A 13,801-nucleotide genomic window follows, 5' to 3' on the forward strand; every position below is an offset into this window, starting at 1 on the left:
AATGTGAAAGCGCTTTGCAAACGAGAGCTTGAAAGAAAATATTTTTATTCAAAAGAAGGGGCTTATTATGGTCGAATTAAATCTGAAAAATATCTATAAAAAATATCCCAACAGCGACCACTATTCAGTGGAAGACTTCAATCTAGATATCAAGGACAAGGAATTTATCGTCTTTGTCGGTCCTTCTGGTTGCGGAAAATCAACTACGCTGCGTATGATTGCGGGTCTTGAGGACATCACAGAAGGAACTGCCTCTATTGACGGTACAGTGGTCAATGATGTGGCACCAAAAGATCGTGACATCGCCATGGTCTTCCAGAACTATGCCCTTTATCCGCACATGACTGTTTATGACAACATGGCCTTTGGTCTCAAGCTGCGCAAGTACAGTAAAGAAGATATTGACAAACGGGTCAACGAAGCAGCAGAAATCTTAGGCTTGAAGGAATTCTTGCAGCGCAAGCCAGCTGATTTGTCTGGTGGTCAACGTCAGCGGGTAGCTATGGGACGCGCTATCGTTCGGGATGCAAAGGTTTTCCTTATGGATGAGCCTCTGTCTAACTTGGATGCTAAGCTGCGTGTTTCTATGCGGGCGGAGATTGCCAAGATTCACCGCCGTATCGGAGCAACAACTATCTATGTTACCCACGACCAGACTGAAGCTATGACCTTGGCGGATCGGATCGTTATCATGTCAGCGACCAAGAATCCTGCTGGAACTGGAACGATTGGACGAGTGGAGCAGATTGGTACGCCGCAGGAAGTCTATAACAACCCAGTTAATAAGTTCGTTGCCGGCTTCATTGGCAGCCCAGCTATGAACTTCATCCCAGTTAAGCTTGAAGGGAATGAGATTGTCACAGAAGGGCTGCGCTTGACTGTGCCAGAAGGAGCTCTCAAGGTTCTGCGGGAGAAAGGTTACGAGGGCAAGGAGCTGATCTTCGGTATTCGTCCGGAAGATATCAATGCGGAAGCTGCTTTCTTGGAAACTTTCCCGAATTCAGTTGTGCATGCTAAGATTTCTGTTTCAGAATTGCTGGGAGCAGAGTCTCACCTCTACTGCCAAGTGGGTTCTAGTGAGTTTGTAGCGCGTGTGGATTCACGGGATTACCTAGAAACTGGTGCGGGTATTGACCTAGGCTTTGACCTCAATAAAGCACACTTCTTTGATCCAGAGACAGAGAAGACAGTCTATTAATCAGTTGATAAACAAAGAACGCAGACAGGCTTGTCTGCGTTTTTAAAATGGCTGCTATAACTTCATTTTTTTACTGAAAGTTGCTCAGATTTTTGCTTGTTTTAGTTTTCCTATAAGAATCTCAGCTGAAATGGTGGCATGTGTAAGCTGCTCCCAATTGATTAGATTTTTTTCAACATGAAAGAGTAATGGAGTCATCTGCAGCAAGGCAGTTTTCTCCTCAGAATGCAGTGCATGTGTGGATTCTACGGTATTTCTAGATAGGATAGTAAAGTGTTTTTGGAAATGCTGGATGATATCTTGATTAGAATAATCTTTCTTGTCCAGATACTGAGCAGCTTTTTGTCTAATTTCTTTCAGATGATTTTCTGTTGGGATGACTTTAATGATAAGCCCCTCTTTTTTCAATACTCGCTGAAATTCATGGTAATTAGCTGGTGAGAAGATGTCCAGCAAGACATCCATGCTTTGTTCCTGAACGGGCAAGTGTGCCAAATCACCTACGAACCATTTTACAGCAAGGCTCTGATCGCTTTTGGCAGCTAACTGGATAGAATCTTTGGATAGATCAAAAGCGTAAATTTCTTTGTTGGGGAATGTTTCCTGGATTTTTCGAGCATAATATCCCTCTCCGCAAGCGACGTCTAGAATGGTCTGTTCTTCAGGCAGGGTCTGTAGCAGATCCAGCAACTCGTCTAGGATATGTTGATAAAAGCCGGCTTCCAAGATGACTTGCCTATTTTGAAAGCTTGTTTTGTCATAGTCTTTAGCTTGTTTGGCCTGAGGAGCTAGATTGACATAACCGAATTTGGCGATGTCGTAGGAATGGCGATTGGCGCACTTGAGGCTGTTTTCTTCCATAGCCAAGCTTTGCTGGCAGAGTGGACAGGCTAGAGCCGGAGCTTGGGCAAAGCGGGCGAGTCTTGGTTTCATTAGAACTCTCTTTCTATTTCTTATAGTAAAGACATAGAAAAATCCGATTCAGATAATCGGATTTTTATCTTTAGTAGGTCAGGACAAAGTATTTCTTCTTACCGCGGCGGATAACTGTTAGCTCGTCTTCCAGTTTATCTGAGTCGCTAAGGACATAGTCTAAATCTTGGATGCGCTCACCATTGAGGTAGATAGCACCGTTTTGGACATCCTCGCGAGCTTGACGTTTTGAGTTTACCACACCGGCTGTCACAAGTAGTTCTACAATATTAAGGTTGTCTTCTGCCTGGACCTGATAGTTAGGCACACCGCGCAAACCTTGTTTGAGTTCCTTGACGGACAAATTTTTGATATTTCCAGCAAAGAGCTGCTCAGTGATATTGAGGGCTTCCTGATAAGCTTCTTGACCGTGAACCAGACTGACCACTTCGCGAGCTAGGACTTTCTGAGCCAAGCGTTCGTGTGGTGCTGCTTCAAACTGCTGACGAATTTCTTCAATCTCATCCAAGGACAGGAAGGTGAAGATTTTCAGGAAGCGGATAGCATCTGCGTCCATGACATTCATCCAGAATTGATACATTTCGTAAGGAGAAGTCTTGTCAGGATTGAGCCAGACAGCATTACCTTCTGACTTACCAAATTTTTTGCCAGTAGCATCGGTAATGAGCGGAACGGTCATCACATGGCCAGTCTTGTCAGCCTTGCGGCGCAGGAGTTCTGTACCTGCTGTCATATTACCCCACTGGTCAGAACCACCGATTTGCAGGGTTACGCCGTGGTTTTGATTTAGGATATAGAAGTCATATCCTTGCATGATCTGGTAGGCGAATTCTGTATAGGAAATCCCTGTCTCAATCCGGCTCTTGACAGAATCTTTACTCATCATGTAGTTGACAGTGAAGTATTTGCCGACATCGCGCAGAAAGTCGATAAAGCTGATGCTGCTGAACCAGTCATAGTTATTGACCATTTCGGCCTTATTATCACCTTTTTCAAAGTCCAGAAAACGAGAAAGCTGATTTTGGATAGATTTTACCCAGCCTTCCACGGTTTCCTTGGTTTGGAGACTGCGCTCAGCATCCTTAAAAGATGGATCGCCAATCAATCCAGTTGCTCCTCCAACCAGAGCGTAGGGTTTGTGTCCGGCTAGTTGCAGGCGGCGGCTAGTCAGAATGGCTACCAAGTGGCCTAGGTGCAGGCTGTCCGCGGTTGGGTCGTATCCGGTATAATAAGAGACTTGTCCTTCTTCTAAGGCCTTGCGTAAAGCTGCTTCATCAGTGGTTTGGAATACCAAGCCACGTTCTTTTAGCTCATCAAAAATGTGCATCATGTCTCTCCTATTCTAAAAGCCAAGAAATTGGCTTATCTATATTTTAAATTTATGTTACTCTATTGTATCATAAAGCTTTTAAATAGCAATGATTCCTTGAAATAAATCATAGATATTTGGTATAATGGGAAGATAACAAGGAGAATCGAACTTGGAACAATTAATAGAAAAATTAAAAGAGTTCTGGGGAAAAGCCCAGCAGTTTATCAAAAAAATACATCTTCCAGAATGGAGCAAGAAAATCGGCAGTGGTAACAACGGCTGGTCTATCAGTGATGTTTTTGCTGTTTTCTTACGGACTTTTAAACTTCTGATGAATATGGCTTTTGTGTTTATCTTCTTTGGTGCCGTCATCGGTGCTGGGATTGGGATAGGCTATGCAGCTAGTCTTTTCAGTAAGGTGGAAGTGCCCAAGCAGGAAGAGTTGGTCAAGCAGGTGAATAATATCTCTGGTATTTCTAAGCTTACCTATGCTGATGGTAGCTTGATTGCAGAAGTGGATAATGATTTGCTCCGCATCCCAGTTAAGAGTGACGCCATCTCTGAAAATGTAAAAAAAGCCGTTATCGCTACAGAGGATGAGAACTTTGAAACGCATAACGGAGTGGTGCCCAAGGCTGTGCTTCGGGCTACGCTCGGATCTGTTGTCGGAGTTGGATCTTCTAGCGGGGGTTCAACCATTACCCAGCAGCTAATCAAGCAGCAGGTGGTGGGCGATGCGCCGACCTTCAAGCGGAAAGCGGCGGAGATTGTCGATGCGCTGGCTTTGGAGCGCTACATGTCCAAGGATGATATTTTGACGACCTACTTGAACGTTTCGCCTTTCGGGCGCAACAATAAGGGGCAGAATATTGCTGGTGTGGAAGAAGCTGCTCAAGGAATTTTTGGTGTTTCTGCTAAGGATTTGACTGTGCCCCAGTCTGCTTTTATTGCCGGCTTGCCACAGAGTCCGATTGTTTATTCGCCTTATGCAGCGGATGGTAGTCTCAAGAGTGCAGGAGATATGGCTCTGGGCTTGGAACGTGCCAAGGATGTGCTCTATAATATGTATCGGACGGGCAAGCTAAGCGAGAAAGAGTATAAAGAATACAAGGACTACGACTTGACCAAGGATTTCAAGCCTTCTGAAAGCTCGGAAAAATCTTCGCATGGCTACCTTTATTACACAGCGGTCGAAGAAGCCCAGCAGACCATGTACGAGTACTTGATTCAGCGGGATAATGTTTCTCAGCAAGAGCTGAAAAACAATGACACTGTCAAAGCCTACAAGGAATTGGCCGCTAAGGAACTGAGCGATGGCGGCTATACTGTCACCACCACAATTAACAAGAACATTCATACGGCTATGCAAAATGCAGTAGCCAACTATGGCGGCATCTTGGATGACGGAACTGGTGCAGTTGAAGTGGGAAATGTCCTCTTGGATAATAAAACCGGTGCTGTGATTGGCTTTGTAGGAGGCAGAGACTATGCTTCCAATCAGAACAATCACGCCTTTGATACGGAACGATCACCGGGTTCGACTATTAAGCCGATTCTTGCTTATGGGATTGCTATTGACCAAGGTCTGATGGGTAGTGCCAGCGTTCTTTCCAATTATCCAACTAACTTTTCAAGCGGCGATCCAATCATGCACGTGGACAGTCGTGGTACGGCCATGATGGATTTGCAAGAAGCTCTCAATACTTCTTGGAATATCCCAGCTTATTGGACTTACCGCGGATTACGCGAAAAAGGTGTCAATGTCCGTGGCTATATGGAAAAAATGGGCTATTACATCGATGACTACAGCATTGAGAGTCTGCCTATGGGCGGGGGAATTGAAGTATCTGTAGCTCAGCATACCAATGGTTTCCAAACCTTGGCTAATAATGGAACCTACCAGAAAAAATATATGGTTGAAAAAATCACAGACCGAGATGGCAAGGTGATTTACCAGCATAAGGCCAATCCTGTTCAGATTTACAGTCCAGCAGCGGCTACGATTATGCAGGAGCTCATGCGGGGAGTTATCAATTCTGGGGCTACTACGACCTATAAATCCAGAATCAGTCAGGTCAATGGAACCTTGGCTGGAGCCGATTGGATTGGTAAGACTGGAACAACCAACACCAACGGCGATATGTGGCTGATGCTTTCTACTCCTAAGATGACTTTGGGAGGCTGGATCGGTCATGATGATAATAGCTCTATGGCGGCGTTGACTGGTTATAATAATAACGCCTCCTACATGGCCTATATGGCAGATGCTATCTATCAGGCAGATCCAAATGCCTGGGGTGTTGGTGATAAGTTCACTCTTGATCCGAGTGTGATTAAGTCTGATGTACTCAAGTCCACAGGGGAAAAGCCAGGTACAGTAACGGTAAACGGCCGCTCTGTTAATCTCAGCGGCCCGACAGTGCCTAGCTATTGGGCTAAAAATGGTGCTCCGACCACGACCTACCGCTTTGGTATCGGGGCATCAGATTCGGATTATCAAAAAGCTTGGTCAGCTATTCTGGGCGGTTCTACCTCTAATTCTAATTCCAGTTCCAATTCTAACAATAATCGGCAAGGGAACTAGCGCATCAAGAATAGTTTTAACTTTTCAGAAAGCGGATGAAATCCTTGCAATTTCTAGCTAAATAAGGTATAATGATAACAATAATTTGTCGTGTGCTTTATTTGAAATATTGTCCAAATAGAAGCTTACAGCAGTTAAATCAAACTTGAATAAGTCAGATTTAGCTGCTCTTTTTGTGCCTATTTTTAGGAAAAATGGATTATGTAACCATAATTTAATTTTTCTGAAAATTAAACAAAAGGGACTGATTGTGGCTGTTTTGCAGCATTGTAAATGACAGAGGATTTTCCTCTGAAAACATTTCACAGAACTCGCCCTCAAAGCGTTGAGAAAAAGATATGTCTTTTCTCGCTTTATCAAGGGCTTAGTATCTTATCATAAAGGAGTAAAAACTTGGCAGGACATGAAGTTCGATACGGTAAACACCGTACCCGTCGTAGTTTTTCAAGAATTAAGGAAGTTCTTGATTTACCAAATTTGATTGAAATCCAAACGGATTCGTTCCAAGATTTCTTGGATCATGGTCTGAAGGAAGTCTTTGAAGATGTACTTCCTATTTCAAACTTTACCGACACTATGGAATTGGAATTTGTCGGCTATGAAATCCGTGAGCCTAAATACACGCTGGAAGAAGCACGTATCCATGATGCTAGCTATTCAGCACCAATCTTTGTGACTTTCCGTCTGATTAACAAGGAAACTGGTGAAATCAAGACTCAGGAAGTCTTCTTTGGTGATTTCCCAATCATGACTGAAATGGGAACCTTCATCATCAATGGTGGTGAGCGGATTATCGTATCCCAGTTGGTGCGTTCTCCAGGGGTTTACTTTAACGATAAAGTTGACAAAAACGGAAAAGTTGGCTACGGTTCAACGGTTATTCCTAACCGCGGAGCTTGGTTAGAGTTGGAAACAGACTCAAAAGACATAGCCTACACTCGTATTGACCGGACACGGAAGATTCCATTTACCACTTTGGTGCGTGCGCTTGGTTTCTCAGGTGATGATGAGATCTTGGACATCTTTGGCGATAGCGACTTGGTGCGCAATACCATTGAAAAAGATATCCACAAGAACCCAATGGACTCTCGTACGGATGAAGCTCTGAAAGAAATCTATGAGCGTCTTCGTCCAGGTGAGCCTAAGACGGCTGAAAGCTCTCGCTCTCTCCTTGATGCGCGCTTCTTTGATCCGCATCGTTATGACTTGGCAGCAGTTGGTCGTTATAAGATTAACAAGAAACTCAGCGTCAAGACTCGCTTGCTGAACCAAACCATTGCTGAGCCACTTGTCGATGCTGAAACAGGAGAAATCCTTGTCGAAGCTGGTACAGTTATGACTCGCAGTGTCATTGACAGCATTGCAGAGCAGCTGGACAATGGCTTGAACAAAATTACTTATATTCCAAATGACTCAGCTGTCTTGACAGCTCCTGTCGATTTGCAGAAGTTCAAGGTTGTGGCACCGACTGATCCAGACCGCGTTGTGACCATCATTGGTAACGCAAATCCTTCTGACAAGGTACGGATTGTAACACCAGCTGACATCTTGGCTGAGATGAGCTACTTCCTCAACTTGGCTGAAGGCATTGGCCGCGTGGATGATATTGACCACTTGGGGAACCGTCGTATTCGTGCAGTTGGTGAGCTTTTGGCCAACCAAGTCCGTCTTGGACTTTCTCGTATGGAGCGTAATGTCCGTGAACGGATGTCTGTTCAAGACAATGAAGTACTGACTCCACAGCAAATCATTAACATCCGCCCAGTAACTGCAGCTATTAAAGAATTCTTTGGTTCTTCTCAGTTGTCTCAGTTCATGGACCAACACAATCCGCTGTCTGAGCTTTCTCACAAGCGCCGTCTTTCTGCCTTAGGACCTGGTGGTTTGACACGTGACCGTGCTGGCTATGAAGTGCGGGACGTGCACTATACTCACTATGGTCGTATGTGTCCGATTGAAACGCCTGAAGGACCAAACATCGGTTTGATCAATAACTTGTCTTCTTATGGGCACCTTAACAAATACGGATTTATTCAAACGCCTTACCGTAAGGTAGACCGTGAAGCTGGCGTGGTAACTAACGAAATCGTTTGGCTGACAGCTGATGAGGAAGATGAATTTATCGTAGCGCAGGCCAACTCTAAGCTTAATGAAGAAGGTGGCTTTGCTGAGCCTATCGTTATGGGACGCCACCAAGGTAATAACCAAGAATTCCCATCAGACCAAGTAGACTACATGGATGTATCGCCTAAGCAGGTAGTTGCCGTGGCGACAGCATGTATTCCTTTCTTGGAAAATGACGACTCCAACCGTGCCCTCATGGGTGCCAACATGCAACGTCAGGCTGTGCCTTTGATCGATCCAAAAGCACCTTACGTTGGTACTGGTATGGAATACCAAGCTGCCCACGACTCTGGTGCAGCGGTTATTGCCCAGCATGATGGTAAGGTTACCTATGCGGATGCAGACAAGGTTGAGGTCCGCCGCGAAGATGGTTCTCTTGATGTTTACCAAATTCAAAAATTCCGCCGTTCGAACTCAGGTACTGCTTATAACCAACGTACCTTGGTGAAAGTTGGCGATGTCGTTGAAAAAGGCGACTTTATCGCTGACGGACCTTCTATGGAAAATGGAGAAATGGCCCTGGGACAAAACCCAATCGTTGCCTACATGACATGGGAAGGTTACAACTTCGAGGATGCGGTTATCATGAGTGAGCGTCTGGTGAAAGACGATGTCTACACCTCTGTTCACTTAGAAGAATACGAATCAGAAACTCGCGACACTAAGCTTGGGCCTGAAGAAATTACCCGCGAAATTCCAAACGTAGGGGAAGATGCCCTACGCAATTTGGACGAAATGGGTATTATCCGTATCGGAGCGGAAGTTAAAGAAGGAGACATCCTAGTCGGAAAAGTAACTCCGAAGGGCGAAAAGGATCTCTCTGCTGAAGAGCGCCTCTTGCACGCTATCTTCGGAGACAAATCTCGCGAAGTTCGTGATACGTCTCTCCGTGTACCTCACGGGGCTGATGGTGTCGTTCGTGATGTGAAGATCTTTACCCGTGCAAATGGTGATGAGCTACAATCTGGTGTTAATATGCTGGTTCGTGTCTACATCGCTCAAAAACGTAAGATCAAGGTCGGAGATAAGATGGCTGGTCGTCACGGAAACAAAGGGGTTGTATCCCGTATCGTTCCTGTGGAAGACATGCCTTACCTGCCAGACGGAACACCAGTTGATATCATGTTGAACCCACTCGGGGTACCATCTCGTATGAACATTGGTCAGGTTATGGAGCTTCACCTTGGTATGGCAGCTCGTAACTTGGGCATCCATATTGCAACACCAGTCTTTGATGGAGCAAGCTCAGAAGACCTCTGGGATACTGTCCGCGAAGCTGGTATGGACAGCGATGCCAAGACTATTCTTTACGATGGACGTACCGGTGAGCCGTTTGACAACCGTGTATCTGTCGGTGTCATGTACATGATTAAGCTCCACCACATGGTAGATGATAAACTCCATGCCCGCTCAGTAGGACCTTACTCAATGGTTACCCAACAGCCGCTCGGAGGTAAAGCTCAGTTTGGTGGACAACGTTTTGGTGAGATGGAAGTTTGGGCCTTAGAAGCTTACGGTGCTTCTAACGTTCTGCAAGAAATCCTGACCTATAAGTCAGATGATGTCAACGGACGTTTGAAGGCTTATGAAGCTATTACCAAAGGAAAACCAATTCCAAAACCAGGTGTGCCAGAATCCTTCCGCGTTCTTGTCAAAGAATTGCAATCTCTTGGTCTGGACATGCGCGTTCTTGATGAAGACGACAATGAAGTAGAACTGCGTGACCTAGACGAAGGTGAAGATGATGATGTGATCCACGTTGACGATCTTGAAAAAGCGCGTGAAAAAGCAGCTCAAGAAGCGAAAGCAGCTTTTGAGGCTGAAGGAAAAGAATAAGAATACACACTGATTAGAAAATGAAGAAAGGTATGAAATAGTGGTTGATGTAAATCGTTTTAAAAGTATGCAAATCACCCTAGCTTCTCCAAATAAGGTCCGTTCATGGTCTTATGGAGAAGTGAAGAAACCTGAAACAATCAATTACCGAACCCTGAAACCAGAACGCGAAGGCCTTTTTGACGAAGTGATCTTCGGTCCAACCAAGGACTGGGAATGTGCTTGTGGTAAGTACAAACGGATTCGTTACAAAGGAATCGTCTGTGACCGCTGTGGTGTTGAAGTAACTCGTGCTAAGGTTCGTCGTGAGCGTATGGGCCACATTGAATTGAAGGCACCTGTTTCACATATTTGGTACTTTAAAGGAATTCCAAGCCGCATGGGGCTCACTTTGGATATGAGTCCACGTGCCTTGGAAGAAGTCATTTATTTTGCGGCTTATGTGGTGATTGATCCTAAGGATACACCGCTAGAGCACAAGTCAATCATGACGGAACGTGAGTACCGTGAACGCTTACGCGAGTACGGTGCAGGCTCATTTGTAGCTAAAATGGGAGCAGAAGCTATTCAAGACCTCTTGAAGCAAGTGGACTTGGAAGCTGAGATTGCTGTCCTCAAAGAAGAATTGAAAACTGCTTCAGGTCAAAAACGGATCAAGGCTGTCCGTCGCTTGGATGTCTTGGATGCCTTCTACAAGTCTGGCAATAAGCCAGAATGGATGGTTCTCAATATCCTGCCGGTTATTCCACCAGATTTGCGTCCGATGGTTCAGCTGGACGGTGGTCGTTTTGCGGCTTCTGACCTCAATGATCTCTACCGCCGGGTTATCAACCGGAACAATCGTTTGGCTCGTTTGCTAGAACTCAATGCACCTGGTATCATCGTTCAAAATGAGAAGCGGATGCTTCAAGAAGCGGTTGATGCGTTGATTGACAATGGTCGTCGTGGCCGTCCGATTACAGGACCAGGCAGCCGTCCGCTTAAGTCTCTGAGCCACATGCTCAAAGGAAAACAAGGTCGTTTCCGTCAAAACTTGCTGGGTAAACGGGTTGACTTCTCAGGACGTTCCGTTATCGCCGTTGGTCCTACATTGAAAATGTATCAATGTGGTGTTCCGCGTGAAATGGCGATTGAACTCTTCAAGCCGTTTGTGATGCGGGAAATCGTTGCTCGCGATATTGTGCAGAACGTGAAAGCTGCTAAACGCTTGGTAGAGCGTGGAGATGAGCGTATCTGGGATATTCTGGAAGAAGTGATTAAGGAACACCCAGTGCTTCTTAACCGCGCACCGACCCTTCACCGTTTGGGAATTCAGGCCTTTGAGCCGGTTCTGATTGATGGTAAAGCTCTTCGTCTGCACCCGCTGGTCTGTGAAGCCTACAATGCCGACTTTGACGGTGACCAAATGGCCATCCACGTACCATTGTCGGAGGAAGCGCAGGCTGAAGCTCGTATCCTTATGCTGGCTGCTGAGCACATCTTGAATCCGAAAGACGGGAAACCAGTTGTAACACCATCTCAGGATATGGTCTTGGGGAACTACTACTTGACCATGGAAGAGGCTGGCCGCGAAGGCGAAGGCATGATTTTCAAAGATATGGATGAGGCGGTCATGGCTCTCCGCAACGGCTATGTTCACTTGCATACTCGTGTTGGTATCGCAACAGACAGTCTTAATAAGCCTTGGACAGAAGACCGGAAGCATAAGATTTTGATTACTACTGTCGGTAAAATTCTCTTTAACGCGATTATGCCAGAGGAATTGCCTTATCTGCAAGAGCCAACCAATGCTAACTTGACAGAAGGTGTGCCAGCTAAGTATTTCTTGGAGCCAGGACAAAATATAAAGGAAATCATTGAACAGCTTGAGATCAATGTTCCGTTTAAGAAGAAAAATCTTGGTAATATCATTGCAGAAATCTTTAAACGCTTCCGTACAACAGAAACATCTGCTCTTCTTGACCGCTTGAAGAATCTGGGTTATCATCATTCTACTTTGGCCGGTCTGACAGTGGGTATCGCTGATATCCCAGTTGTCGAAGACAAGTCTGAGATTATTGAAGAATCCCACAAGCGTGTTGAACAAATTACTAAACAATTCCGTCGTGGTATGATTACTGATGACGAACGCTACAATGCAGTTACTGCTGAGTGGCGGGCAGCTCGTGAGAAATTGGAAAAACGTTTGGTTGCCAACCAGGATCCGAAGAACCCTATCGTTATGATGATGGACTCTGGAGCCCGCGGTAACATCTCTAATTTCTCCCAGTTGGCCGGTATGCGTGGTCTGATGGCTGCGCCAAATGGACGTATCATGGAATTGCCAATCTTGTCTAACTTCCGTGAAGGTCTGTCTGTTTTGGAAATGTTCTTCTCTACCCACGGTGCTCGTAAGGGTATGACAGATACGGCCCTTAAGACTGCCGACTCAGGTTACCTGACTCGTCGTCTGGTTGACGTTGCCCAAGATGTGATTATCCGTGAAGATGACTGTGGTACAGACCGCGGCTTGCTCATCACTTCTATCACAGAAGGCAAGGAAATGATCGAGTCTCTGGAAGAGCGTCTCAATGGTCGTTACACTAAGAAAACAGTTAAACATCCAGAAACTGGTGCTGTCATTATTGGTCCAAATGAATTAATCACAGAAGACAAGGCGCGCGAGATTGTTAATGCTGGTGTTGAAGAAGTGACAATCCGCTCTGTCTTTACATGTAACACCCGCCATGGTGTCTGCCGTCATTGTTACGGTATCAACTTGGCAACGGGTGATGCGGTTGAAGTTGGTGAAGCAGTCGGAACCATCGCTGCCCAGTCTATCGGGGAGCCTGGTACACAGCTGACCATGCGTACCTTCCACACGGGTGGTGTTGCCTCTAATACCGATATCACGCAAGGTCTTCCTCGTGTCCAAGAAATCTTTGAAGCCCGCAATCCGAAAGGGGAAGCGGTCATTACTGAAGTCAAGGGTGAAGTTACTGCCATCGAAGAAGATGCATCTACTCGTACCAAGAAAGTCTTTGTTACAGGTGCAACTGGCGAAGGTGAATACGTAGTGCCATTTACAGCCCGCATGAAGGTAGAAGTGGGAGAACAAGTCTCTCGCGGTGCTGCCTTGACCGAAGGTTCTATCCAACCTAAGCACTTGCTGGCTGTCCGCGATGTCTTGTCTGTTGAAACTTACCTGCTTGCTGAAGTACAAAAAGTTTACCGCAGCCAAGGGGTAGAAATCGGCGACAAACACATCGAAGTAATGGTTCGTCAGATGATTCGCAAGGTGCGAGTTATGGATCCAGGAGATACAGATCTTCTCATGGGAACTCTCATGGATATTACAGACTTCACAGATGCTAACCGTGATGTGGTTATCTCTGGCGGTGTGCCTGCGACAGCTCGTCCAGTCCTCATGGGAATCACCAAAGCTTCCCTTGAGACAAATAGCTTCCTGTCTGCAGCTTCCTTCCAGGAAACAACTCGTGTCCTGACAGATGCTGCTATCCGTGGTAAGAAAGACCATCTGCTCGGACTCAAGGAAAATGTTATCATCGGTAAGATTATCCCAGCTGGTACTGGTATGGCCCGCTACCGCAATCTGGAACCTCAGGCTGTCAATGAAGTTGAAATTATCAACGAAGTGACAGAACTGCCAGATGGATTTGAAACTGAAGAAAATATTGTTCTTAAATAAAGAACTTTCCCTCCCGATTTTCGGGAGGGATTTTTTGTTGCAGCCGATAATTTCTTGCTCGCAACTAAATATTATCCTATAATATACTTAGAAAGTTGTTTTTAAGTTCTCCTTTATGGATCAACG

At 45.6% G+C, this 13,801-nt stretch carries 6 protein-coding genes; 4 read left to right on the forward strand and 2 right to left on the reverse strand.

The window, feature by feature from the left end; genetic code table 11:
- Window positions 1-67 precede the first annotated feature (67 nt).
- Window positions 68-1,198 carry a sn-glycerol-3-phosphate ABC transporter ATP-binding protein UgpC gene (locus tag O3621_RS06040; protein WP_314447800.1) on the forward strand — a complete coding sequence of 377 codons (1,131 nt, stop codon included), beginning with the start codon at window positions 68-70 and terminating at the stop codon, window positions 1,196-1,198.
- An 84-nt stretch (window positions 1,199-1,282) separates the two neighbouring features.
- Here O3621_RS06040 and O3621_RS06045 read toward each other — a convergent pair whose 3' ends face one another.
- Both O3621_RS06045 and tyrS read right to left on the reverse strand, forming a co-directional pair.
- Window positions 1,283-2,131, reverse strand: a complete 849-nt coding sequence (locus O3621_RS06045) for a putative RNA methyltransferase (protein WP_371513949.1) — start codon at window positions 2,129-2,131, stop codon at window positions 1,283-1,285.
- 70 nt (window positions 2,132-2,201) lie between these two features.
- Complete coding sequence (tyrS, locus tag O3621_RS06050) at window positions 2,202-3,458, reverse strand: tyrosine--tRNA ligase (protein WP_371514034.1); 1,257 nt, start codon at window positions 3,456-3,458, stop codon at window positions 2,202-2,204.
- A 154-nt stretch (window positions 3,459-3,612) separates the two neighbouring features.
- Here tyrS and pbp1b point away from each other — a divergent pair, with 154 nt between their 5' ends.
- The 3 genes from pbp1b to rpoC all read left to right on the forward strand — a co-directional run bounded on the left by pbp1b (window position 3,613) and on the right by rpoC (window position 13,675).
- Window positions 3,613-6,027 carry a penicillin-binding protein PBP1B gene (pbp1b, locus tag O3621_RS06055; protein WP_371513951.1) on the forward strand — a complete coding sequence of 805 codons (2,415 nt, stop codon included), beginning with the start codon at window positions 3,613-3,615 and terminating at the stop codon, window positions 6,025-6,027.
- A gap of 393 nt (window positions 6,028-6,420) precedes the next feature.
- A complete protein-coding gene (gene rpoB, locus O3621_RS06060; RefSeq protein WP_268702109.1) occupies window positions 6,421-9,987 on the forward strand; it encodes a DNA-directed RNA polymerase subunit beta in 3,567 nt (1,188 codons plus the stop codon).
- 40 nt (window positions 9,988-10,027) lie between these two features.
- Window positions 10,028-13,675, forward strand: a complete 3,648-nt coding sequence (gene rpoC / locus O3621_RS06065) for a DNA-directed RNA polymerase subunit beta' (RefSeq protein WP_314447810.1) — start codon at window positions 10,028-10,030, stop codon at window positions 13,673-13,675.
- Window positions 13,676-13,801 lie beyond the last annotated feature (126 nt).

This window comes from Streptococcus sp. 20925_1_22, from assembly GCF_041431685.1.
Classification (GTDB): Bacteria; Bacillota; Bacilli; order Lactobacillales; family Streptococcaceae; genus Streptococcus.

Excerpts from the sequence above, each read along its gene's own strand:
- O3621_RS06040 (WP_314447800.1), top strand. The coding sequence starts at position 68 with ATGGTCGAATTAAATCTGAAAAATATCTATAAAAAATATCCCAACAGC.
- O3621_RS06045 (WP_371513949.1), bottom strand. The coding sequence starts at position 2,131 with ATGAAACCAAGACTCGCCCGCTTTGCCCAAGCTCCGGCTCTAGCCTGT.
- tyrS (WP_371514034.1), bottom strand. The coding sequence starts at position 3,458 with ATGCACATTTTTGATGAGCTAAAAGAACGTGGCTTGGTATTCCAAACC.